The sequence below is a fragment of the Corynebacterium halotolerans YIM 70093 = DSM 44683 genome (genome assembly GCF_000341345.1).
Lineage (GTDB): Bacteria > Actinomycetota > Actinomycetes > Mycobacteriales > Mycobacteriaceae > Corynebacterium > Corynebacterium halotolerans.
On record NC_020302.1, the window covers coordinates 2,460,895 to 2,484,670 of the forward strand.

Consider the following 23,776-nt stretch of genomic DNA (forward strand, 5'->3'; position numbering starts at 1 on the left):
CCCACGCCCCGGGCGCCGATGAAGGAACCCTCATGGAATTTTCACCGGTGGTTCATCCGGGTGGGTCACGATAATGCGGATCCCCACCCACCCCGATCCGGAGGTCCCCGCCATGGCCCCCACCACCGCACTCTCCCGGCTCCGCCCGGCGGCACCGCGCCTGTGTCTGGCGATTGGGATGACGGCCCTGGTCGTGGCCTGCCTGGCGTTCGTGTTCGTCGCGGTGCGCACCAGTCTGCTGGCCCAGGTCACGGAGGAGGCGAACACCCACGTCGAGGTCGGTGTCGAGCAGTTCGTCACCTATGCCGAGACCGCGGCCGATCCGCTGACGGGGCGGGCCTTCGAGTCCGGTCCGCGGCTGGTCGAGTCCTACCTGTCACACCAGGTGCCCGGCCCCGACGACGCCCTGGCGGCGGAGGTGGACGGGGAGATCATCCAGATGGAGCGCGTCGGTCGGCGCATCGAACCCGGCTCCACCCTCGCCGGTGAAATCCTGTCCTCCCCCGTCAGCTCGGGGGTGGTCAACGAGATCGACGGCGGCTCCGTCCACTGGGGGCGTGTCGAGGTCAGCGGTTCGACCACCCCGGTCACCCTCGTCGTGGCCCGGTGGACGGACTCCGCCCGGGAGCGCGCCGACGCGCAGCTGACCACGCACGCCGGCCTGGCCCTACTCACCGCCGGGGTGGCCGCGGCGTTGTCCTGGTCTCTCACCGGACGCCTGATCACGACGCCGGGCAGACGGGACGTCGGCAATTGACCACCGCCCTCCTCCCGGCGTGCGGGCAGGCCTCCGTTGCCCGGCGGGCGGGCCCGTGGATTCCGGCGGCCCCCTCAAGGGTTCGGAGCCCGAACGCGTGCTGAGCCTGTGGTTGCACGCCCGGGGCGAGGTCGTGCCGCAGGACCGACTGTCGAAGCTGCTGTCGGACCCGGGCACCCTGTTGGGCAGCACCGCCCGCGGCCTCGATGGGTGGGCTTGGGCGGAGTCGACGGTGGGACCCGGCACCATCCTCGGGGTGGAGCTGTCCGTGCCCGATCGGGCGTAGCCTGGTCGGTATGGACAACCGCATCCCCACCATCGAACTCAATGACGGCACCACCATCCCGCAGCTCGGCTTCGGTGTCTTCCAGGTCGACCCCGACGAGACAGAACGCGTGGTCAGCGAGGCGCTTGAGGCCGGCTACCGCCACATCGACACCGCTGCGGTCTACGGCAATGAGGAGGGTGTGGGACGTGCCATCGCGAAGTCGGGACTGGACCGCGACGAGCTGTTCGTGACCACCAAGCTGTGGAACGACCGCCACCACGACGCCCCGGCCGCCCTGCGTGAGTCGCTGGACAAGCTGGGCCTCGACACCGTCGATCTCTACCTGATTCACTGGCCGTGCCCGCGGCAGGACGCCTACGTCACCGCCTGGGAGTCGCTGGTCGGACTGCGTGAGGAGGGGCTGACCCGCTCGATCGGCGTGTCCAACTTCCTGCCCCACCACCTGGAGAAGCTCCTGATCTCCTCCGAGGTGGTGCCGGTGGTCAACCAGGTCGAGCTGCACCCGGCCTACCAGCGGCCCGAGGAGGTCGACTTCTTCCGCAACCACGGCATGGCGGTCGAGGCGTGGGCCCCGCTCGGCCAGAACAAATACGACCTGCTCGACTCGGATGCGGTCCGCGGCGCGGCGGAGGCCCACGACGTGACCCCGGCGCAGGCGGTCATCCGCTGGCACCTGCAGAAGGGCAACATCGTCTTCCCCAAGTCCCGCACGCCCGAGCGCATCCGCAGCAATATCGACGTCTTCGGCTTCGAGCTCAGCGACGACGAGATGACCGCCATCACCGACCTCGACCGCGGTGGCGACGGCCGCGTGGGCCCCCACCCCGACGAGGTGGACGTCTAGCACGGAGTTGGCCCCGGTTGCCGGGCGCCGCCAGACCGGCGGGGAATCCGGGGAACCCGCCGGGGTCGGGGCCTGTCCGCACACGGAGGTCGCCACCGGCACCGCAGTTGTCGGCCTCCCCGACCGAATCAGAATGGAAGACCCACGATGAACCGGAACTTCTTCGAGGTGTTGTACGCCGGCACCGAGGATCCCTGGGAGCTTGAGACCAGCGACTACGAGGCGCGCAAATACGCGCTCACCCTCGCGGCCCTGCCCCGGCATCGTTACCGGTCGGGTTTCGAGCCGGGATGCTCAGTGGGGGTACTCACCGCTCGGCTGGCCGAACGCTGCGAGCACCTCGAGGCGTGGGAGCCGATCGAGCGGCCACGGCTGCGGTGTCGTGAGCGGGTGTCGGCGGCGGGCCTGACGGAGCGGGTCACGGTCACCGGCGAGGAGCTCGACCCCGACGCCGCCTTCCCGGCCGCGGATCTCATCGTGCTCTCCGAGGTGCTCTACTACCTGCCCGAGAAAAAGCTGGGCCCCACCCTGCAGCGGTTGTTCGCCGCAGCGCAGCCCGGGGCGGACATCGTCGCGGTGCACTGGCGCTCCCGGGACGAGGGCATGGAGATGACCGGCGACGAGGCGCACGCCGAGCTGCGGGATCCGCGCCACGGCCTGCAGCTGCTCGGCGGGTGGCGCGAGGAGGAGTACGTCATCGACGTCTTCCGCCTGCCCGAACGCACCTGACCCGCCCGTCCCGGCATCCGTCCCGGCCGCAAACAACAGGAAACCGCCGCCCGGCACCACGCGGAAGGTGGCGGCGGACGGCGGGTCGACCGTGTCGGACGGGAGAAAAAGCGGGGCCCTCAGGCCACGGCCGGGTTATTCCTCGGGCAGGGCGGGGGCGATGCCGGTGCGCTCGTACTCGGAGATGATGTCGAGGCGGCGCTGGTGGCGGTCCGCACGCGACCACTCCTGCTCCAGGAAGGCGTCGACGATCGCGATGGCCTCCTCCTCGGAGTGCATGCGGCCGCCGAGGCCGATCAGCTGGGCATTGTTGTGCTCGCGGGCCAGGCGGGCCGTCTCCGGCGACCAGGCGAGGGCGCAGCGGGCGCCCTCGACCTTGTTCGCGGCGATCTGCTCACCGTTGCCGGAGCCACCCAGCACGATGCCGAGGGAACCCGGGTCATTGACGGTGCGGCTCGCGGCCTCGATGCAGAAGGCGGGGTAATCGTCCTCGGCGTCGTAGGTGTGGGCGCCGCAGTCGATCACCTCGTGGCCCTGCTTGTTCAGATGTTCGGAGATGACGTTCTTCATCTCGAATCCGGCGTGGTCTGCTCCTAGATAAACGCGCATGCCACAGATTCTATCCGACCACCGGATTTCCGGTTCAGGCGTCCGACCCGCCCGCGTCAGTTGTCCGCGTTCTCGCGCGCGCGGGCGAGCTCCCAGCGAAGCTGGGCCTCCGACGGCGACTGCACCGGGATGAACGCGGCCTCCCGGAAGCGGCGCGAGGCCGGGGAGTTCTTGGCGTAGCCGGCTCCGCCGGCGACGCGGACCTCGACGTTGGCCGCGGCCACGGCGGCCTCGGCGGCGTCGAGACGCAGTTCCAGCAGCTCCACCGGGGAGACCTTCTCACCCTGCCCGAGGCGGGCGATGATCGCCTCCTGACGCTCCACGAGCTCGGCGTTGGTGGCCACCGCCCGCTCGACGTCGCCGGTGAAGGTCTCGTTGACGCCGGACAGCCGCGTGCCCGCGGCCGCGGCGGAGGCCTCGGCGACACCGATGCACTCGGAGATCTGCAGCAGCGAGAAGGTCGGGCGCGCCTGGGCCATGAAGGACTCGAAGTCCCCGGTGAGCACCTGGGCGGCCGGGAGGTGGACGTCCTCGAAGGTCACCCAGGCCGAGGCGGTGGCGTTCAGCCCCAGCAGGCCGAAGGGCCGGCCGAAGTGCACCCCCTTGTGGCCGGCCTCCAGGACGAAGAGGAAACGCTCGCCCCCGTCGGTCTTCGCGCCGGAGACCACGACGGCGTCGTCGTAGAGGTTGGAGGCCCAGTTGAGCTTGCCGTTGATGACGTAGCCGTCATCGGTCTTCTCGGCGTGCAGGTCGATCTCCCCGCAGCCGGCGAACTCCTTGAAGGGGCCCGCCATGCCGGACACACCGGGGCGGCGGCCGACGCGCAGAGCCTCGGCGAGCTCGAGTGCGTACCCCGTGCCGGCGGCCTCCAGGTAGCTGAGGGTGACACGGTCCGCCCAGACGGTGAACCCGACGGAGAGGTCCTCCGCCGAGAGCTCCCGGATGAGACGGGCGGTGTCGAGCAGGTCCCGACCGAGCAGTCCCGCCTCCCCCAGCAACGACAGGGCGTAGCGGGCGTCCTTCTCGCCCTTGTCCACCGCCTTGGCGTTCTCGGCGATGCTCGCGCGCAGCTCCGGGTCGAGAATCAGCGCGGGGGTGGTCGGGGAAACTGCGGTGGTGCTCATCGGGGCCTTCCGGGGATCGGGGGTGGGTGGTGCGCTCGGTGCTAGACCAGCTCGGAGGTCAGGTTGGCCGGGCGAGTGTAGGTGTTGACGACCGGGGACCACTTGACGGCGTCCTTCTGGATCTGGTCCAGGGTCTCGCGGTCGGCGTCGCCCTCGAGGTCGATCTTGACGCGCACGTCGGACACGCCCGGACGCTTGTCCTCGGCCAGGTCGCCGACGCCCCAGACCGGGGAGATGTCGATGTCGGACTCGATGTCGATGGCGATCTTGGTCAGGGTCACGCCCCGGTTGGTGGCGATGGCCTGGATGCCCACGGAGATGCAGGCGGCCAGGGCCGCCTGGGCGACCTCGGTCGGGTTGCCCGCGGAGTTGTCGCCCAGCAGCTGCGGCGGCTCGGAGACCAGGATCGGATCCAGGTCACGGACCCGGGTGTAGTTGCGGAACTGGCCGTCGGCCTCGGTGTGGGTGCGGATGGTCTTGCGCCCACCCTCCGGGTTCTCGGTGTTCTTCTTCGCCAGCTCGGAGAGCTTCTCGGCGTCGATGGGGGCCAGCGGCTCGCCGTCCTTGTGGTTCGGGGTGAGGTCGGACATGTCGAACAGCTCCTTTTCGCGGTGGTTGGGGTTCGCCGCCGAGACTAACACGAACTGCATTTAAATGGACAGTACGGTCTACTACTTGCAGGGGAAGCGGTCCGACCCCCACCACCCCCACCTGCGGCGCAGTAGCGGGGCAGATACGGGAGTTACGTGAATTTAACTCGCGGACCAGTAACAACCTGCATACGGCCCAGATGGGGGCCACCGTGGGAAAGGTGTCCCGCAGGGGGCACGCCACCGCATGGACACTACGGGAGACACTCGGTTATAGTCGCCAGACAAACAGTGAGACAGAGCGGTCTATAATCATGGACCGACCGTTTCGTTCACTCCCCCTTGCCCGCCGCCCGCCCCGCGGTTCCGCCCATCCGCGCAGAATGAGGTTCCCACCCCATGCACCACCATCCCCGGCAGCCCTCCGGCCCATTGAGGAGGCGGCTCTCCCGGCGGGGCTTCCTGCGCGCGGCGGGCCTGACCGCCGCCGGCGTCGCCCTCGGCGGTGCGGTGGCCTGCTCCCCGGCCCAGGACTCCCCCGGCCAGGGCCCCTCCGGCCCGCTGACGATCGGCTTCGTCCCGATCGCCTGCGCCGCGCCCCTCATTCTCGCCGACTCCGAGGGCCTGTTCGCCGCCCACGGCGTCGATGTGCGGCTGAAGAAGTACGCGGGCTGGGCGGATCTGTGGACCGCCTACGCCACCGGCGAGCTCGACGTGGCGCACATGCTCTCCCCCATGCCCGCCGCCATCGACTCCGGCGCGACGAACGCGACGCGTCCCACGGAGCTGAGCTTCACGCAGAACACCAACGGGCAGGCCCTGACCCTGGCCGCGGAGCACCACCCGGAGGTGCGCGGCGCGGAGGACATGCGCGGCATGATCCTGGGCATCCCCTTCGAGTACTCGGTGCACGCCCTGCTGCTGCGCGATTTCCTCGCCGCCGGCGGAGTCGACCCGGTCGCGGACGTCGAGCTGCGGCTGCTGCGCCCGGCGGACATGGTGGCCCAGCTGGAGGTCGGCGGCATCGACGGATTCATCGGGCCCGAGCCGTTCAACCAACGGGCGCTGCAGTCCGGCGCGGGCCGGATCTTCACCCTGACCAAGGACCTGTGGGACAAGCACCCCTGCTGCAGCGTGGCGATGGCCAAGGACTGGCGCGCCGCCCACCCGGAGACCGCGGACGGGCTCATCGCCGCGCTGGGCGAGGCGGCGGTCTTGGCGGACGACCCCGCCCGGACCGGGCACGTCTCCCCCGTGCTCGCGCAGGAGAAGTACCTCAACCAGCCGACCGGCCTGATCACGCCCGAACTGGAGGGCAGCTACCTGACCTGGGGCGGCGAGCAGGTCGTCGACCCGGAGCTGATGTCCTTCGGCGACCCCACCGACGTCACGGCGATCACCTGGATGACCACCCAGATGGCCCGCTGGGACCTCGGCGGGGACGCGCTGAGGATGGACGACGACGTCCTCATCCGGGCCAGCCGCTCCGTGCTGCCCGCCGACGTCCCCCGGGCCGGCGACCCCGTGATGATCAACGGCCACCGATTCGACCCTGCCCGCCCCACCGCCGGGTACGCGAGGAGCTGACGGAAAGCATGAAGACCACCCCGAAACCACTCAACGCGGCTGTGCTCGGCCTCGTCGTGTTCGCCGCGTTCATCGGCGTCTGGCAGCTGGCCGCGTCGGCCGGCTGGCTCAGCGACCTCGCACCGACGCCCGCGCGCACGCTCGAGCGCGGCGTCGAGATCCTCTCCGATCCGTTCTACCGGGACGGTCCCGCCAGCGTGGGCATCTTCTGGCACCTGGTGGCCAGCCTCCGGCGGGTGGTCATCGGCTTCGCCATCGCCACGGCGATCGCCATCCCGCTGGGCTTCCTGCTGGGCGCGAGCACCACCCTGCGCTGGGCCGTGGATCCGCTGATCCAGATTCTGCGGCCGGTCTCCCCGCTGGCCTGGCTGCCGCTGGGCCTGGCGCTGCTGCGCGACGCGGAGAACACCGCCGTGTTCGTCATCGTGCTCTCCGCGCTGTGGCCCACCCTGGTCAACACGATCGACGCGGTGCGGGGCATCCATCCGACCTACCTGGATCTGACGGCCACGCTCGGCACCCCCTGGTGGCAGCGGATCGTCTACGTCTGGTTCCCCTCCGCGCTGCCCGGCATCATCACCGGCCTGCGCCTGTCGCTGTCCACGTCGTGGCTGGTGATCATCGCCGCCGAGATGCTCGTCGGCGGCCAGGGCATCGGCTTCTTCGTGTGGAACATGTGGAACCGCCTGGACATCGACGCCATCGTGGTCGCCATCGTGATCATCGGCGTCACGGGCCTCATCCTCGACCACCTCATCGCCGCTCTGCAGAAGGTTGTCCGCTATGACTAGCTCCACCGTCGAGATCGACCAGATCACCAAGTCCTACGGGTCCACCACCATCATCGGGCCCACCTCCGTGACGATCGACGAGGGCGAGTTCGTCTCCCTCCTCGGCCCCTCCGGCTGCGGAAAGTCCACCATCCTCGGCATGATCGCCGGCCTGAAGTTCCCGTCGACCGGCACCGTGTCCACGGGCGGCGAACAGGTCACCGGCCCCGGCCCCGACCGCGGCATGGTCTTCCAGCACCACGCGCTGCTGCCGTGGATGACCGCCCGCGGCAACATCGAGTTCGGGCTGAAGTCCGCCCGTCCGCAGTACGGCAAGCAGCAGCGCCGCGAGATCGCCGCGGACTTCCTGGCGAAGGTCGGGCTCACCCACGCCGCCGACCGGCGCCCGGCGCGCCTGTCGGGTGGCATGCAGCAGCGCGTGGGCCTGGCCCGGGCCTTCGCCATCGATCCGGAGATCCTGCTTCTCGACGAACCGTTCGGTGCCCTCGACGCGCTGACCCGCCGGCAGCTGCAGCTCCAGCTGCTCCAGGTGTGGGAGGCGTCCCGGCGCACCGTCGTCATGGTCACCCACGACGTGGACGAGGCGATCCTGCTCTCCGACCGGGTGCTCGTCATGGCGCCGAGCCCGGACTCCACGATCATCGCCGACATCACCGTGGACCTGCCGCGGCCGCGCTTCGGTGAGTCCGACGACCCGGTCGGCGAGCAGCGCAGCGCCGGGCTGCGTCACGAGCTGCTGGGGCTGCTGCAGCACTGAACGGCCGGCGGAACGGAAGAACCCGGGACCACGCGGTGGTCCCGGGTTCGTTGTCTCCTGCGATCAGCGGTAGTTTGCCGATGCCGTGTCGGAGCCGGTATCCGCCGACCGATCTCGGTTGCCGAAGATCCTCCACAGCAGCAGGATCAGTCCGGCGAGGATCAGGACCGGAATGAGCTTGAAGATGACCGCCAGGGCGCCGATGAAGGCGCCAATGATCGCGACCGCCGCCGCGATGATGCCGATCGCGCCGCCGACGATGGACAGCAGCTTATGGTTTCCCCATCCGTAGTAGGCGACCGCCCCTCCGATGAGGGCGATGACCGAAGCGATGATCGTGGTTTCCAACATGAGTTCCTTCACCTGCACTAACTCGAGTCGTAGGTGCCTGGTTCCGTGATGTGCGGGCCGTGGGCCGAGCTACCGTCAATCGTACCGTCGGGCGGTGCGTCCGGTCGGAGCTGCGGACCTGGGTGAGACCGATCCTCGAACGGTCAGGTGTATTTTCCTTTCCGCCGAAATGGGCTGAACAGGGGAAATGCACTCCTGTCAATCGAATGCACGCACGAAAATGCACCTTGCTTCCGCCCCGACCTACGTGCCCTTGATATTGAGCACCTGGCGCAGCTCGTGGACCACCTCGACGAGGTCGCTCGCGTCCTCCATCACCTGATCGATCGGCTTATACGCATCCGGAATCTCGTCCACCCATTCCTTGCCGGGCCGGTAGACGATGCCCGTCATGCGGGCGTCGAGATCTTCGGCGGTGAACTGCTTCTTCGCCTGTCGGCGGGACATGGTGCGCCCGGCGCCGTGCGGGGCGGAGTAGAGCGCGTCCTCGTTTCCCTTGCCGCGGGTGACGTAGGAGCGGGTACCCATGGAACCGGGGATCAGGCCGGGCCTACCCTCGGTGGCGTCGATCGCGCCCTTGCGTGTCAGCCACACCTCGCTGCCGTAGAGATTGATTTTCTCGGTGTAGTTGTGGTGGGTGTTGACCCGCTCAACCTCGATCTCGGCTGCGTCATCCCCCATTAGGCGGGCGAGCTGGCCCACGAAGCGGTCCATCATCTCCTCGCGGTTGAGCAGGGCGAAGGTCTGCGCCCAGTGCAGGTCCTTCAGATAGGAGTCGAACTCGGGTGTGCCCTCCCGCAGATAGGCGTGGTCCGGGTCCGTCAGCTCGATGTCCCCCTTGCCGGACCGGTCGCGGGCGATGCCGATGTGCTTGCGGGCGATCTTGTTGCCCACGCCCCGGCTGCCGGAGTGCAGGAAGCACCACACCCGGTCCCGCTCATCGAGGCACAGCTCGATGAAGTGGTTGCCGCCGCCCAGGCTGCCGAGCTGCTCACGCCACTTCGGGGAATGGGACAGGTCCACGCCGTCACGGTCGGCCAGGTTCTCGAGTTCCTGCACCCGCTGCCTCGTGTGGTCGTGGTGGACCCTGCGGTTGTAGTTGCCGGGCGAGAGCGGGATGGCGCGTTCGATCTGGTCGCGCAGCTCGGTCAGCTCAATCCGATTCAGGTCTTCAGCGGTGTAGTGGGTGCGGGCGGCGATCATTCCGCAGTTATGCACGAACACGCCGGCTGCCAGAGCGAAGTTGTTGTGCTCCTCAACCTGCAGGCAGTACACGTCAGCGCGCTCATCCAGGTGCTCGATCCTGATCACCTTGTGGTTGGTTCCATGCTCGCGGTTCTTGTGCCAGCGCAACGCCGCCGGGTTCTCGGACACTTCGCCACACTCATCGCAAGCGCGTGGAGAGGTGTTGAAATTGGTGAGATAGGGCGCACCGCGCTTACCGTTGTCCGCCACCGCCTCCTTGAAGTGCTCTGGCTTCCCCTCCATGTAGGCGGTGATGTTCTTCGTTCCGACCTCCACCATTCGTTCACGCTTGGCTGGGTCTTCGGCCCGCCGCCGAATACCCGCCATCCGCAGCTCCTGAAACTCAGGAGATGTGTTGTCGAAGCTGTGCCCCACCCGGCGGTGGTATCGGGAGTGCTCCCCCTTCTCCATGATTTCCAGGTTCTCCGGCCGGTTATCGAAATGAATGTGGTTCTTGTGGTGCACGACGTGATCGTCAGGCACAGCCCCGTGCAGCGCCTCGTACACCATCACATGGGTTTGACGGGCACTCCCTTTGCCGGTGCTGGCGCTTTCATACCCATCACGGGTCTGCCACTTCCTGTACAGGGGCATGAGGCTGTCATTGAATTGGAGGTCCCTGGCTTCCCGGTAGGTTCCGTCATTCAGCATGAACTCGTGATCCGGGGTACAGATGATCTCCTCCCCGCCGGAGACGGTCACCCGCATCAGCTCCGCGTCTTCCCGGGTCTTGAGACCGACGGCCCGGCCAGGGACGATCTTGCGCTCGCTATCCAGCGAGTAGACCCAGTGGGTTCCACCTTCTTCGGTCATTTCCCTGAGCGTTTTCTGGTGACCGTCAAGGAGCGGGACCTTGGTGTCGCCCGTGAAACATCCGATGTCGACCCCAACCGAAGCTGGAAGTACGGCCCCATCAGTGGGAATGACCGTGCCGACGGCCGAGCCCATGCCGAAATGGGCGTCGGGCATCAGCGCCACGTGCGGGGCGACGAACGGCAGTTTCGCGAGCGCAATCGCCTGGTCGGCGGTGGCGTCGTCGATGATGCTGGCCCAGGACAGGACATTGGGTGCGAGTTCGCGGTGCGGCATGGTCGGCTCCTTGGTTAGGCAGTAACCTGCGGTTTTATCCCGAGGGTAGCCGTTCGACCCGGAACCCGCCGGTGCATCCGGGTGAGGCACCACAGTGCCGGCAGGGCCCGGGATGCGCGCCACCCCACGACGGCGATCGGTACCGCTGTTACAAAGGGGCGGTTTAGCCCTGTTGACCATGGGCGAAGCCGGGGATCCAGCAACAAACTGCCCCTCTGTAACGGACTGAGGCACCGTGATGACCTTGCCCGGAAAACTCCGGAGCCCCAGAGAAAAGAACCCCGGCCGTGCGTTCACCACGACCGGGGGTTCGAAACTTCCGCGAAAACCTACTTCACCTGCGGCATCTCCGTGCGCGACCGCTTGACCTCGAAGAAGTAGGGGTACTGCGCCAGGCGGACGGCGGCGTCGAAGATCTCACCGGCCTCCTCGCCCTCGGGCACGCGGGTGATCACGGGGCCGAAGAAGGCGGTGTCGCCGAGGTGGAGCACCGGGGTGCCGACCTCGTCGCCAACTGGCCGCATGGTGTCCTCGTGGAACTTACGCAGGTCGGCGTCCACGTCCTCGGTGTTGGCCACCTCTGCGTAGGAGGCGTCGAGGCCGACCTCGGCCAGCGCCTTCTTGATCACCTCGTCGTAGGCGCCGAAGCCCTTCCCGCCGCCCTCTCCACCGGGGTGGATGATGGTGCCCATGGCGGTGTAGAGCTCGTCCACCTTCTCGGGGGCCTCCAGCTTGACCTTGGCGAAGACGCGGGCGGGGCCCCATGCGGCCTTCATACCCTCCATGTAGCCCTCGTCCAGGTCGCGGCCGTCATTGAGCACGGCCAGGGACATGGGGACCCACTCGACCTCGATGTCGCGGACCTTCTCCACCTCCTTGATCCAACGGGAGGTCTGCCACGCGAACGGGCAGATGACGTCGAAGCCGAACTTCACGGACTCAGCCATTGAAAGTCTCCTTAATAAGTCAGTCAGGGGATCCTGTCTGCCCCACCTTAGGCGCGGATTAGGCTGGATGCCGTTGCCCGGTGCTCTGCAGCACACCCCCGTCCCACCGCAAAGGAGCCGTTATGACGTCGACCAATCTCACCCGCGACGAGGCCGCCCACCGGTCCCGCCTGCTCCAGGTTGACCACTACGACATCACCCTGGATCTGACCGGCTCCGAGACCGAGTTCATCTCCACCACCGTCGTGAACTTCACCGTCCGTGAGGCCGGGGACACCTTCATCGACCTGCGCGCCCGCCGCGTCGAGGAGGTGCTTCTCGACGGCCGCGACATCCGCCCGGACGCACTCACGCTCAACGCGGAAGGCTACGACGAGACCCACGGCATCGCGCTGAAGGACCTGTCCGTGGGGCGGCACTCCCTGCGGGTGGAGGCCGTCTGCCCGTACTCGCGCACCGGCGAGGGGCTGCACCGCTTCGTCGATCCGGCGGACGGCCTGACCTACCTGTACTCCCAGTTCGAGACCGCCGACGCCAAGCGGGTGTTCACCTGCTTCGATCAGCCGGATCTCAAGGCCACCTACGCGCTGACGGTCCACACCCCGGACGACTGGAAGGTCATCTCCAACGCCCCGCAGCGCACCGTGCGCCGCGAGGGAACCGCCACCCACCTCTCCCGGGTGGACACCCCCCTGTCCACCTACCTGATCGCCGTGTGCGCCGGCCCCTACCACGAGGTGCGCGACACCTGGCGCGGACAGCTGACCCACCACCCGGAGACGCCCACCGACCAGCCGACCGAGCTCGAGGTCCCGCTGGGCCTGTTCTGCCGCCAGTCCATCGCGAAGCACCTGGACTCCCGACGCCTGTTCACCGAGACCAAGCAGGGCTTCGACTTCTTCCACCGCAACTTCGGCATGGCCTACCCCTTCGGCAAGTACGACCAGGTCTTCTGCCCCGAGTACAACATGGGCGCGATGGAGAACGCCGGCTGCGTGACCATCCGCGACGAGTACGTGTTCACCTCGAAGGCCACCCACTACCGCTACGAGCGCCGCGCGGAGACCATCCTCCACGAACTGGCCCACATGTGGTTCGGCGACCTGGTGACCATGCAGTGGTGGGACGACCTGTGGCTCAACGAGTCCTTCGCCACCTGGTCGGCGGCGATCTCGCAGGCCGAGGAGACGCAGTACGGCACCGCCTGGGTGACCTTCGCCAACGTCGAGAAGTCCTGGGCCTACAGCCAGGACCAGCTGCCCAGCACCCACCCGATCTCCGCCGACGCCTCCGACATCGAGACCGTCGAGCAGAACTTCGACGGCATCACCTACGCCAAGGGCGCCAGCGTGCTCAAGCAGCTGCAGGCCTATGTCGGCCGGGAGAACTTCCTCGCCGGCGTGCGCCGCCACTTCGCCGACCACGCCTGGGGCAACGCCACCTTCGACGACCTGCTGGGCGCCCTGCAGACCGCCTCCGGCCGCGACCTGTCCGGCTGGGCCGACCAGTGGCTCAGAACCACCGGCATCAACCGCCTGACCCCCGCCTTCACCGTCGAGGACGGAAAGTACACCTCCTTCACCGTCGAGCAGTCCGGCGCCGAACCCGGTGCAGGTGAGTTGCGCACCCACCGCACCGCCGTCGGCCTCTACTCGCTTGACCCGTCCGACGGCGGCCGCGTGCGCCGCACCCACCGCGTCGAGCTCGACGTCGACGGCGCGTCGGCCGGCGTCGATGAGCTCGTCGGGGTGGAGGCCGCCGACCTGGTGCTGGTCAACGACGACGATCTGACCTACTGCCTGATGGGTCTGGACGATGCGTCGGTGGCCTTCGTGCTGGAGAACATCGACCGCATCGACTCCCCGATGGCCCGCACCCTGTGCTGGTCCGCCCTGTGGGAGATGACCCGTGACGGGAAGCTGCGCGCGCGTGACTTCGCCGCCCTGGTCGCCCGCGGCGCGGCGCACGAGACCGAGCTGGCCGTCCTCGAGCGCATCCTGGGACAGGCCGCGGCCGCCGTACGCTCCTACGCCGACCCCGCCTGGGCCGAATCAGAGGGCAACGCGCTGCTGGCCGACGCCTTCCTGGCCGGTGTGCGCACCGGAGACGAGGAGTCCTCCCTGGTCTTCGCGCAGGCGCTGACCCGGATCCCGCTCACCGACGCCGCCGCCGACTTCCTGCGCTCGGTGCTCGACGACGCGGCCGAGCACGTGACCGTCGACGCAGACCTGCGCTGGCGGGCCCTGGCCGCACTCATCGCCCACGGTGCCGTCGACGAGGTCGATGCGGCGATCGCCGCCGAGCGCACCCGCGACCGCTCGGCCACCGGCGGACAGGCCGCCCTGCGCGCCGCGGCCGCGGTGAACACCGACGAGGCCAAGAAGGCCGTGTGGGACGAGCTCATTGCCGGCGACCTGTCGAACCTGGACGCCCGACACAAGATGGAGGGCCTGGTCTACCCGGGTTCGACCCCACATCTGGCCCCGTTGGCCGGGCCCTACTTCGAGGTCGCCGAGAAGCTGTGGGAGAACTCGTCGACGGAGATGGCGCTGCGCACCCTGGCCGGCCTCTACCCCAGCTGGGACATCAGCCGGGCGGGCCTCGACCGGGCCGCCGCCTTCCTCGAGCGCGACCTGCCCGCCGGCCTGGCGCGGGTGATCACCGAGGAGCGTTCCCGTGTGGAACGCGCCCTGCGCAACCGCCGCGTCGACGCCGGGGAGTAGGAGGGTTTCGGGGCGGTTCCGCGCCGGGAGAGGCAGCCGATCCCGGCCGGGAGGTGTGACGGGGATCCTCGGGGCCCTCCCCGAGATCACCGGCCCGAAAGGACCCCACCGAGACCGCCACCTGATCTCGGTGGGGAGGCCGCCGCGAGACCGAGATCAGGTACTGCTCTCGGTGAGGTGCTCTCAGTCAGGTGATCTCGGGCCCGGATCGCAGCTACTCCCTGACCGGGCCCAGCAGTGCCTTCGCGTAGGAGGCGTGCAGGGACTCATTGTCGGAGGGGTGGTAGAGCCCGGCGACGACGTCGCGGTAGAGCCGCTGCAGTTCGCTGCGGCGGAAGTACTGCGAGCCACCGGTGGTGCGCACGGCCAGCTCCACGGCCTCCTTGGCGGCCTCGGTGGCCCGGCCCTTCACGCCCGAGAAGTGCAGGAACCACTTCCCGCCGTACTGCGGTTCCTCCCCGGTACCGACCAGGTCGACATCGCCCGTCAGCTTCTCCAGCTGCAGGACGACGCCGTCCATGAGGATCCCGGCCGAGGCGATCTGCCAGCGGATGTCGGGATCGTGGGCGTAGGGGGCGTTTTTGACGTGGGAGCGACGCTTGCCGACGATCTCGACGGCCAGGTTGACCGCCCGCTCACCGATGCCCGTGTACACGGCGGCCAGCAGCAGCTCGAAGGCGCCGAAAATGCCCCACACCAGCGGGTCGGGGTTGGGGCCGAGCGGGGTGTGGGTGCCCACCCGCTCCGGGCGCATGACCACCTCGTGCAGTTTGGTCGTGCAGGACTGGGAGGCGCGCATGCCCAGGGTGTCCCAGTCGTTGATGATCTCGATGCCGTCGGCGTCGCGGTCGAGGAAACCGAAGACCAGCTGGTCCTCGTGCCGGGCGTGGACCACCAGCCGGGTCCACACGGGGGACAGCGAGGTGAAGATCTTCGTGCCGCTGATGGTGTACCCGCCGTCCCCCGAAGGAGTGGCGGTGGACACGGAGTCGAAGAGGACGGCGTCGTTGCCCGCCTCGGAAATCCCGAAGGCGAAGATCTCGCCCTTGACCGCGTCCTCGAAGACCCAGTCCAGGCGGTGGTCGCCCCGCCGCCACAGCGTGTAGGCCATACCCATGATCACGTGATGCATGTTGATGCCCAGCGCCGTGGCCGGGGCCGCCTGCGCCAGCCGGCGCTGCGCCTGGCTGGCCTGCCGGAGGGTGAGCCCGTGCCCGCCGAATTCCTCAGGGACCAGCATGGTCAGGTAGCGCGCGGCTTTCAGATCCTCCAGGTCCTCCGTGAAGAACCGGTTGTCCTCGTCGTATCCGGCGGCCCGTCCGCGCAGGGTCTCCAGCAGGTCATCGGGCAAGAGCTCCTCGATCGTGGTCACTGATCCTCCTTCATTCGCCTTCTCCGGGATATGAGCGCCGATGCTACCCCGGTGCCCGGCGCGGACTTCCCTGTCGTCCTTGTGGTCTCTTTCGTTCTTGTCGTCGTGCTCCCCGTCCCCTACCGTGGGGCACCACTTTCGGAGGGTCGTTCTCCCCAGCGGGGAACGTCCCGCCACCCATCCCACCGAACACCGGAGGAAACCACCGATGAAGAAGAAGATGATGACCCTCGCCGTAGCGGCGGCACTGGCGGTCGGCGCCGCTCCCGCCCACGCCCAGTCCAGCTCCAGTTCGTTGCCGCAGACCGCTCCTTCCCCGGTCACCGCCCCAGATCGGGACACCAGCGCCGTGGAGGCGGAGATCATCCGCCTGACCAACGAGGAACGGGCCACCCGTGGCCTCGACCCGCTGGTCCAGGACTCGACGCTGTCCGAGAACTCGCGGCAGTGGTCCGGCCAGATGGCCGGGGACGGGAACTTCCGGCACAGCACCGGGTGGAACGTCGCCGAGAACATCGCCTACACCACCGCGCCGGACGTGGACGCCGCGACTTTCGTGGACATGTGGATGAACAGCCCCGGTCACCGCGCCAACATCCTCAACCCCGACCACACCCGCATCGGTGTGGGCCTGGCGGTCTCCGATGACGGCGCGACCTACGCCACCCAGCAGTTCAGCCGGTAACTCCCCGACGGGCGTGACGGTGGGACACCACCGCGGCGCAGATGAAGAAACCTTCATGCTCACCTCACCCGGTTCTCACGGGGGCGGTCGACAATGGTGCTCAGATGACAAAGCTCACGACCGTACACGAGTAGAAGGACATCCGCGCCATGCCCACACTCCGTCGATTCGCCCCACTCATCGCGATCGTCGCCCTCCTCTTCATCGTCGCCGTCGGCGGCGCCGCACTGGCGAACAACAACCAGACCCCCGACATCGATCCGCGCACCGCCACCGTCAGCGTCGGTGACGACACCGGCGCCCCGGAGACGGCCGTCGGGGACGGCCCCGCGACGTCGGAAGACAGACCGTCTGAGCAGGGTACGGGCAATGAGGGCGTGGACGACGCCCCGGCCCGGGAGCCGGCGCCGGCACCCGCCCCACAGCCGGCCCCGGACCCAGCCCCGGCGCCTGCCCCGCAGCCGCAGTACCGGGCCCCTGCGCCGGCCCCGCAACCGCCGTTGAATTACCAGTATTATGACGACGACTGGGATGACGATGATGGGGACGACGATGACTGGGACGATGACTGGGACGACTAAGTGAAACTCCCCTCGCCCCGTCTCCCCTCGGGTTATCCTTCCGCCTCGCTGCGCTGGCGAATCGTCCTCTGGATCACGGTGGTCGTGCTGGTCACCCTGGCCAGCGTCATCGTCATCACCCGCTCCGTGCTGCTGTCCCAGGTGACGAACACCGCCAACGCGGCCGTCGAGCAGGAGATCGAGGAGTTCCGCCGCTTCGCCCAGGAGGGCACCGACCCCGCCACGGCCCAGCCCTTCGGCTCTGCGGCCCGGCTCATCGAGGTCTACCTCGCCCGCCAGATCCCCGACGACAACGAGGCCATCTTCGGTCTGGTCGACGATCAGCTGATCCAGATGGATCTCTCCGGTATCGGCGGTACCCACCCAGAACCGCTGTCGAGCACTGAACCGCTGGTCCGGGAGATCGCCACGTCAGCGGCCACCGCAGGGGTGGTCACCGACGACGAGCGCGGCCCCGCCCACTGGGGCCGGGTGAACGTGTCCACCGGCCCGGAGGATCCGGAATCCCACTTCGCGGTCATCGCGTTCACGAAGGATCACCGCACCGCCGTCGACGCGGAGGTGCGGCTGATCTCGCTGGTCGCCCTCGGTGGCCTGGCCGCCAGCGTGCTCATCGCCTGGCTGATCGCCGGCCAGATCATCGCCCCCATCCGTCAGCTGCGGAACGTCTCCTCGCGGATCTCCAACTCGGATCTCACCCGGCGCGTGCCCGTGGAGGGCAACGACGAGATCGCCCAGCTGGCCGAGACCTTCAACGCCATGCTCGACCGGCTGGAGGCCGCCTACCGCGACCAGCGCCAGTTCGTCGATGACGCCGGGCATGAGCTGCGCACCCCGATCACCGTGGTCCGCGGCCAGCTCGAACTGCTCGAGTCCTCCCCGCCGGAGGAACGCGCCCGGTCCATCGAGCTGGCCACCGCGGAACTCGACCGCATGGCACGCATGGTCAATGACCTGCTGTTCCTAGCCGTCGCCGATTCCGGGGACTTCGTGCACCCGGCCGAGGTCGACGCCGCCGAGCTGACCATCGACATCGAGGACAAGGCGCAGACGATCAGCGACCGCATCCAGCTCGTCGCCGTCGCCGAGGGAACGGTCACCCTCGACGAGCAGCGGATCACCGAGGCGGTCCTGGAGCTGATGGGCAACGCCCTGCGCTACAGCGGGGACGGGGTCGGTCTCGGCTCCGAGTTCATCGGCGAGGGCACGGGCCGGGTGTTCCGCATCTGGGTGCGCGACCGCGGCCCCGGGGTGCCCGCCGAGCAGCAGGACGTCGTCTTCAGCCGCTTCTCCCGCGGCGAGCAGACCGGCACGAACCGGCCGAGTGGCGCCGGGCTCGGGCTGTCGATCGTCCAGGCCATCGGCGAGGCCCACGGGGGCCGGGCCTACGTCGACTCCACCGTCGGACTGGGCTCGATCTTCGGCCTGGAGATCCCTGCCCCGGAGACGGGTGCCGGAACCGTGACCGAGACCGACAGAATGAGGAAAGAGCAGAAGTGAGCAGGATTCTCGTCGCCGAGGACGACCGCGGCATCGCCGATTTCATTCAGCGTGGGCTGAAGGCCGCAGGCTACGCCTGTGATGTCGTGGACTCCGGGCCGGCCGCCTTCGCCCTGGCCCGATCCGGGGATTTCGACCTGATGATCCTGGACCTGGGCCTGCCCCACATGGACGGCGCCGACGTGCTCGAGCAGCTGCGCGCACTGAGGGTGACCATGCCCGTCATCGTGCTCACCGCGCGCACCAAGATCGAGGACCGCATCCGCATGCTCGAGGGCGGCGCCGACGACTACATGCCCAAGCCCTTCCAGTTCGCGGAGCTGCTCGCGCGCGTGCGGCTGCGCCTGGTCGACAAGGCCAACGTCGAGGGCGCCGGCGCCGACACCACCTACCGCATGACCCGCGGCAGTCTCGTGCTCGACCTGCGCACCCAGCGGGTGAAGGTCGGCGAGAAGTGGAAGGATCTCTCCCGGCGCGAGGTCGGCCTGCTGGAGACCTTCATGCGCCACCCCGGCCAGATCCTCTCGCGCGCCCAGTTGCTGAGCATGGTCTGGGGCATGGACTTCGACCCCGGTTCCAATGTGGTCGACGTCTACGTGCGCACGCTGCGCAAGAAGATCGGCACCGAGAAGATCGAGACGGTCCGCGGCTCCGGGTACCGGCTGGTGTAGCTCCCCCGCCCCTGCACTCCGGCCGGGCCCCGGGGGCCTACGCCCGCGTGCCGGAGAGCAGCGGGCCGTCGAGATCCCGATCCGTCTCCCCGGGCACGGCCAACGGACGAAGCTGCGGCTTTGCCGTGCCGGGAAGCGGTTCGTCCTCGGTGACCACCTGGATATGGGCGATGTCCGAACGCAGGGCGTCCTCGGAGTACTGGATGATGTCGCCGCGGTCGGATTCCACGGTGCGGGTCAGCCGCAGCAGGGGCAGGTTGCGGGTGACGCCGAGGGTCTCCTGCTCCCAGCCGGAGGCGATGCCCGGGGTGATGGTCTCCCATTTGCGCACCGGGCGCAGTCCCCATCCGTCCCGCACCAGGTCGTGGAGGGAGCCCGTGAGGTCCTCATCGAGCAGGCCGGGCACCAGGTGTTCCGGGAGGAAGGAGTTCTCGAGCAGCAGCGGGGTGCCCTCGACGCGGCGTAGCCGGATGAGGTGGAGGACCGGGTCGTCGGCCTCGAGGCCGAGGGCCTGGGCGACATGGGCGGGGGCGGGGATCCGCGCCGCCGTGAGTACCTCGGACTCCACCGTCAGGTTGCGCTCCCGCAGCTGCGGCATGAGCCCCTCGATGCGCGTGAGTTCAACGACCGGGGGCACGCTGCGCACGAAGGTGCCGCCGGTGCGGCCCCGGCGGCGGTCGATGAGCCCCTCCAGCTGGAGGATGTCCAGAGCGTGACGCACGGTCATGCGGGCCACCCCGAACTCGGTGACCAGATCACGCTCGGTGGGCAACCGGTCACCCGCCGTCAGTTCCCCCCGTTCAATGCGGGCGCGGAGTTCATCTGCGATGGCGAGGTACGCCGGATGACGACGGAATGAGGTGGACACCCCCATACCCTATCCAATCCATGTTCATTATCGCATATGTGCTGTTCAGCCACTGAAGTCCACTATTGCTTCCGCCCCGCCCCACCCACCTCACCCCTGGACCGGGGGTGGTGCACCGGAGCGCTTCCCGCATTACCGGAAGCGGACGGGCACCTCGGGTTCACCCAACGAGAGCATCAGACGGTTGGCCCAGTTGACGAAGGAGACCGCGTAGAGGTGGTCGAGCAGCGCGGCATCGTCGAGGCCGACGGCCCGCAGCTTGCCCACGCAGCCGGCGTTGTACTCCATCGGGGTGAATGCCAGGGTGCGGGAGGCATCGCGCAGCACGTTCCACCGGTCGGAGCCGAGGTCGATGTCGAGGCCGTCGTCCAGCAGCTTGTCGACGACCGCGGCGTCCCCGCCCTCCTCGACCGTGCGCTCGGCATGGACGGCGGCGCAGTACACGCAGCCGTTGAGCCGGGAGGTGAGCAGGGCAACCAGCTCCCGCCCGGCGCGGCCGAGACCGCCGTCGGTGTTGTGGAAGATGCCCGAATCAGTCAGGGTGCGGGCCTTCAGCACCGCGGGGTCGCGGGCCAGCAGCCGGAAATACGGCATGTCAGCCCGCTCGGGTGTGATCAACGCATCCCGCTGCCCATCGGTCAGTTCGGCCCTGACCACCGGCGGCACCCAGGGCTTCCAGCCCAGGGCATGGTTGACGAAGGCCGCCGGGCGGACCAGGTCCGGGTAGGTGGTGATCTCGAAGAGGCCCCGGTCGGGCAGTTCCCACTCAACGTCCTCGGCGGCCAGGCCCGGGTGACGGGCCTTGTCGTCGGCCTTGACCTCGACATCACGGCCGGCGAGGGTCTGCAGGCCGTGGACCACGCGCAGCTGGAAGGTCAGGAAGGAGATCAGCTGGGCGAGGCTGACCACGTCGTCGGCGGACCAGCCGGCGGATACGAGGCGCCTGATGGACTCGGGGCGGGAGTCGCGGGGATGGAAGACCAGCAGGTGCGCGAAGTCGAAGGCGGCGGCCAGGCGTGTGCCCAGCCCGCCCTTGTCATTGAGGACATGGCCACCCGGCTCGGAGTCCCCGCTCAGGCCGGGCTCGCGGTAGGTCCCGTAGGGTCCGGTGGACAGGGAGGCCTCGATGATGGTGTCGACGGCGTCGACCAGGGCGTCGGGGGCGTCGTCGCGCAGCAGCTCCGTGTAGAAGGTACGGGCGTTGGCCACCCGGTGCAGCCCGGAGACGTAGGCGGCCACGGCGTAGCGCTCCGCGAAACTGAAGGAGCCGGGATCGACGGGCTCGAAGAGCGCCTCGAAGCTGGCCTGCGCATTCTCGAGCACCTGTGGGCGCTTCTCCCGCAGGCGGGCCAGCCCGTGGTCCCCGGGCAGAGCGGAGAGCAGGTTGATGATGTCGGCCATGGATGTGTCCTTACCTTTCTTTCTCCCGTTTCTGCGGTCCAGGCTACAGACGCGCAGGGGCGCCGAGGATGGACCGGCTGTCCCGCCGCTACCGGACAAACCGGCCCGGACACGAGGGCCCACCCAGTGGTGTGGGCTACCCTTTCGGTCATGTCAGGAGCAGCACCCGTGAGCACCCTCTCCCCCGCCATCGCGATCGTCGGCATGGGCCCGCGCGGCACCTCCGTCGTCGAACGCCTCGGCACGGCCCTGCGGGAGCTCCCGGCCGACGAGCGCCCCGGGCTGACACTCCACCTCATCGACGACGCTCAGCACGGCGCCGGCCGCATCTGGGACACCGGGCAGACCCGCACCCTGTGCATGAACACCCTCTCCGGGGCCGTCACCCTCTTCACCGAGCCCCGCTCAACCGTGGCCGCCCCGGTGTTCGAGGGCCCCATCCTCCACGAGTGGATCCGGCTGCTGCGCGGCGACCCCGCGGGCATCGACCCCGGCAAGGTCGCCGTCTTCGACGAGTTCCCACCCGGGGCCGGGGTGGCCGAGTCCTTCGCCGCGGAGATCGCCGTGACCGTGCCGGAGTCCCACCCCTCGCGCGCCCTCTACGGCGCCTACCTGCGGTGGGTTCTCGACGTCGCGCTGCATCGCCTGCCCGACAATGTCACCGTGGTCGACCACCACGCCCGCGCCACCGCCGTGGCCGCGGACGACGACCGGGACCGGGACCTCATCACGCTGTCCGACGGCGCGGTCGTCCCCGCCGACGCCACCGTGCTGGCCCACGGCTGGCAGGTCCCCGGCCCCACCCACGCCGAGGCGGGTTTCGCCCACGCGGAGGCACAGCACGCCGGACTGAGGTGGATCCGCCCCGGCAACCCCGTCGACCAGCCCGTCGAGCAGGTCCCCGAATCCGGCACCGTGCTCGTGCGCGGGCTCGGCATGGGTTTCTTCGATGCCATGGCACTGCTGACCGTCGACCGGGGCGGGCGTTTCCACGAGGACCCCGCCACCCGCTCCGGTCTGCGCTACGAACTCTCGGGCCGCGAGCCGCACCTGGTGGTCACCTCCCACCGTGGCTACCCCTACCTGCCGAAATCCGATTTCGGCGGCCTGCCGCCGAAGGCCGAGCTGCGCCGGCTCAGGGCCGTCATCACCGAGCTGTCGGGCACGACGGAACCCGCGTCGATCGACTTCGATTCTCAGGTCTGGCCCGCGATCGTCCGCGACGCCTACGAGGCCTACTACCGGGTGCTGAACCGGGTGCGCCCGGAATCGGTCACCACCTCCTTCGACGAGATCGTCGCGGTCATCGACGCGGCGGAGATCCACACCACCCAGGTCAACGCGGGCGTCGGCACGCTCGATGCGGCGCTGGCACCCCACAGCGCCGAACCGTTCACGCTCACCCGCTGGCTCGACCCGCTCGGCGGGGTCGGCGGCACCCGGCACGAGGTCACCGCCGCCATCGCCACGGCCCTGGTCGAGGACATCCGCCAGGCCACCCTGGGCCCGGACAGTCCCCTCAAGGCCGCACTGTGGTCGATCAGCGCCTCCCGCAAACCCTCCGCGGTCCTCGGGGCGGAGGGCCGCTACACCTTTGAGTCGCGCCGCAACCTCTTCGCCACCATGATGTCGCTGGGTCAGATGGCCGGCTCCGGCCCGCCACTGTTCCGCACCCGCCAGCTGCTCGCGCTCGTCGACGCGGGGCTGGTCACCTTCCTGGGCGCGGACCCGAAGCTGCGGGTCGACCTGGCGTCCGGGGAATGGGTCGCCCACTCCCACACCACCGGCGACGCCGAGGTGCGCTCGATGACGCTGGTCGACGCCTGGATGCACAAACCGGACGTGCGCCGCCCCGCCGATCCGCTCGCGGTCTCCCTCGACGACGCCGGACGGCTGCGCCCGTTCCGTGACACCACGACCGACGGCACCGGGATCGCGACCGGCTCCCCCGAGGTCGACCCGGCCACCCGCCTGCTGGTGCGCGCGGACGGCCGGGTGGACCCGCGGGTCCACCTCATCGGTATCCCGACCCACGCACAGCTGCCCGACACCACCATCTCCATGCCCGGCACGGACCCACTCATGCTGCAGGAAACCGATACCGCCGCACTCCACGCACTGCAGGTCGCGCTGGGAACATAGGACCTCGGCACTCCTGCGGGGCGGTACCACACTGAGGGTGGAACGCGGCATCGGGACGCAGCCCCGACGAAGCGACCGCCTTCTTCCCGCCCGGCGGTACGCCTCCGGTCAGTCTGGAGGCCGC

22 protein-coding genes and 1 pseudogene are annotated in these 23,776 nt (G+C 68.9%); 13 read left to right on the forward strand and 10 right to left on the reverse strand.

Features of this window, described 5'->3' with window-relative positions:
• The first annotated feature begins 73 nt into the window (after window positions 1-73).
• From A605_RS11305 to A605_RS11325, 4 genes are all read left to right on the forward strand, one after another.
• Window positions 74-757: a hypothetical protein gene (locus tag A605_RS11305; RefSeq protein WP_015401650.1), complete on the forward strand. Its 684-nt coding sequence runs from the start codon at window positions 74-76 to the stop codon at window positions 755-757.
• Between the two features lie 55 nt (window positions 758-812).
• On the forward strand, window positions 813-1,043 hold the full coding sequence (locus tag A605_RS11310; protein WP_149029433.1) for a hypothetical protein: 231 nt from the start codon (window positions 813-815) through the stop codon (window positions 1,041-1,043).
• A gap of 10 nt (window positions 1,044-1,053) precedes the next feature.
• Window positions 1,054-1,890 carry an aldo/keto reductase gene (locus tag A605_RS11315; protein ID WP_015401651.1) on the forward strand — a complete coding sequence of 279 codons (837 nt, stop codon included), beginning with the start codon at window positions 1,054-1,056 and terminating at the stop codon, window positions 1,888-1,890.
• A gap of 147 nt (window positions 1,891-2,037) precedes the next feature.
• Window positions 2,038-2,619 (forward strand): SAM-dependent methyltransferase, encoded by a 582-nt coding sequence (locus A605_RS11325; protein ID WP_015401652.1) that lies wholly within the window; start codon window positions 2,038-2,040, stop codon window positions 2,617-2,619.
• 135 nt (window positions 2,620-2,754) lie between these two features.
• On the opposite strand, the gene A605_RS11330 is transcribed toward A605_RS11325, so the two are convergent.
• The 3 genes from A605_RS11330 to A605_RS11340 are packed head-to-tail and all read right to left on the reverse strand — an operon-like array spanning window position 2,755 to window position 4,942.
• Window positions 2,755-3,228, reverse strand: a complete 474-nt coding sequence (locus tag A605_RS11330; RefSeq protein WP_015401653.1) for a ribose-5-phosphate isomerase — start codon at window positions 3,226-3,228, stop codon at window positions 2,755-2,757.
• A gap of 56 nt (window positions 3,229-3,284) precedes the next feature.
• A complete protein-coding gene (locus A605_RS11335; RefSeq protein ID WP_015401654.1) occupies window positions 3,285-4,352 on the reverse strand; it encodes an acyl-CoA dehydrogenase family protein in 1,068 nt (355 codons plus the stop codon).
• A 41-nt stretch (window positions 4,353-4,393) separates the two neighbouring features.
• Window positions 4,394-4,942 (reverse strand): OsmC family protein, encoded by a 549-nt coding sequence (locus A605_RS11340; protein WP_027004266.1) that lies wholly within the window; start codon window positions 4,940-4,942, stop codon window positions 4,394-4,396.
• A 399-nt stretch (window positions 4,943-5,341) separates the two neighbouring features.
• Here A605_RS11340 and A605_RS11345 point away from each other — a divergent pair, with 399 nt between their 5' ends.
• The 3 genes from A605_RS11345 to A605_RS11355 are packed head-to-tail and all read left to right on the forward strand — an operon-like array spanning window position 5,342 to window position 8,077.
• Window positions 5,342-6,529, forward strand: coding sequence for an ABC transporter substrate-binding protein (locus tag A605_RS11345; RefSeq protein WP_015401656.1), 1,188 nt, complete (start codon window positions 5,342-5,344; stop codon window positions 6,527-6,529).
• Between the two features lie 8 nt (window positions 6,530-6,537).
• Complete coding sequence (locus tag A605_RS11350; protein ID WP_015401657.1) at window positions 6,538-7,320, forward strand: ABC transporter permease; 783 nt, start codon at window positions 6,538-6,540, stop codon at window positions 7,318-7,320.
• Complete coding sequence (locus A605_RS11355) at window positions 7,313-8,077, forward strand: ABC transporter ATP-binding protein (RefSeq protein ID WP_015401658.1); 765 nt, start codon at window positions 7,313-7,315, stop codon at window positions 8,075-8,077. The genes A605_RS11350 and A605_RS11355 overlap by 8 nt, the downstream gene beginning before the upstream one ends.
• Window positions 8,078-8,140: 63 nt before the next feature.
• Here the strand turns inward: A605_RS11355 and A605_RS11360 are convergent, their stop codons facing one another.
• The 4 genes and pseudogenes from A605_RS11360 to A605_RS11370 form a co-directional block, all read right to left on the reverse strand.
• Window positions 8,141-8,428: a hypothetical protein gene (locus A605_RS11360; protein ID WP_015401659.1), complete on the reverse strand. Its 288-nt coding sequence runs from the start codon at window positions 8,426-8,428 to the stop codon at window positions 8,141-8,143.
• A gap of 243 nt (window positions 8,429-8,671) precedes the next feature.
• Window positions 8,672-10,552 carry an RtcB family protein gene (locus tag A605_RS15100; protein ID WP_428829373.1) on the reverse strand — a complete coding sequence of 627 codons (1,881 nt, stop codon included), beginning with the start codon at window positions 10,550-10,552 and terminating at the stop codon, window positions 8,672-8,674.
• Window positions 10,553-10,555: 3 nt separating this feature from the next.
• Window positions 10,556-10,942, reverse strand: a pseudogene (locus A605_RS16085) (RtcB family protein); the annotation flags it as partial.
• A gap of 149 nt (window positions 10,943-11,091) precedes the next feature.
• Window positions 11,092-11,709, reverse strand: coding sequence for a mycothiol-dependent nitroreductase Rv2466c family protein (locus tag A605_RS11370; RefSeq protein ID WP_015401661.1), 618 nt, complete (start codon window positions 11,707-11,709; stop codon window positions 11,092-11,094).
• Between the two features lie 122 nt (window positions 11,710-11,831).
• On the opposite strand from A605_RS11370, the gene pepN reads away from it, so the two are divergent.
• Window positions 11,832-14,432, forward strand: coding sequence for an aminopeptidase N (gene pepN, locus A605_RS11375; RefSeq protein ID WP_015401662.1), 2,601 nt, complete (start codon window positions 11,832-11,834; stop codon window positions 14,430-14,432).
• A gap of 214 nt (window positions 14,433-14,646) precedes the next feature.
• Here pepN and A605_RS11380 read toward each other — a convergent pair whose 3' ends face one another.
• On the reverse strand, window positions 14,647-15,804 hold the full coding sequence (locus A605_RS11380; protein WP_015401663.1) for an acyl-CoA dehydrogenase family protein: 1,158 nt from the start codon (window positions 15,802-15,804) through the stop codon (window positions 14,647-14,649).
• A gap of 208 nt (window positions 15,805-16,012) precedes the next feature.
• Here A605_RS11380 and A605_RS15570 point away from each other — a divergent pair, with 208 nt between their 5' ends.
• The 4 genes from A605_RS15570 to A605_RS11400 all read left to right on the forward strand — a co-directional run bounded on the left by A605_RS15570 (window position 16,013) and on the right by A605_RS11400 (window position 19,241).
• The gene (locus tag A605_RS15570; RefSeq protein WP_015401664.1) at window positions 16,013-16,489 is read left to right on the forward strand and encodes a CAP domain-containing protein; all 477 of its coding nucleotides are present in this window, start codon (window positions 16,013-16,015) and stop codon (window positions 16,487-16,489) included.
• Window positions 16,490-16,638: 149 nt separating this feature from the next.
• Window positions 16,639-17,070, forward strand: coding sequence for a hypothetical protein (locus A605_RS11390; protein ID WP_015401665.1), 432 nt, complete (start codon window positions 16,639-16,641; stop codon window positions 17,068-17,070).
• Complete coding sequence (locus A605_RS11395) at window positions 17,071-18,570, forward strand: sensor histidine kinase (protein ID WP_015401666.1); 1,500 nt, start codon at window positions 17,071-17,073, stop codon at window positions 18,568-18,570.
• Complete coding sequence (locus tag A605_RS11400) at window positions 18,567-19,241, forward strand: response regulator transcription factor (RefSeq protein WP_015401667.1); 675 nt, start codon at window positions 18,567-18,569, stop codon at window positions 19,239-19,241. The genes A605_RS11395 and A605_RS11400 overlap by 4 nt, the downstream gene beginning before the upstream one ends.
• Before the next feature lie 37 nt (window positions 19,242-19,278).
• Here A605_RS11400 and A605_RS11405 read toward each other — a convergent pair whose 3' ends face one another.
• Both A605_RS11405 and A605_RS11410 read right to left on the reverse strand, forming a co-directional pair.
• Complete coding sequence (locus A605_RS11405; protein ID WP_244428981.1) at window positions 19,279-20,109, reverse strand: GntR family transcriptional regulator; 831 nt, start codon at window positions 20,107-20,109, stop codon at window positions 19,279-19,281.
• 132 nt (window positions 20,110-20,241) lie between these two features.
• A complete protein-coding gene (locus A605_RS11410) occupies window positions 20,242-21,510 on the reverse strand; it encodes an alkylhydroperoxidase domain protein (protein WP_015401669.1) in 1,269 nt (422 codons plus the stop codon).
• A gap of 168 nt (window positions 21,511-21,678) precedes the next feature.
• Between A605_RS11410 and A605_RS11415 the strand changes: the two genes are divergently transcribed.
• Window positions 21,679-23,652 carry an FAD/NAD(P)-binding protein gene (locus A605_RS11415; protein ID WP_015401670.1) on the forward strand — a complete coding sequence of 658 codons (1,974 nt, stop codon included), beginning with the start codon at window positions 21,679-21,681 and terminating at the stop codon, window positions 23,650-23,652.
• Window positions 23,653-23,776 lie beyond the last annotated feature (124 nt).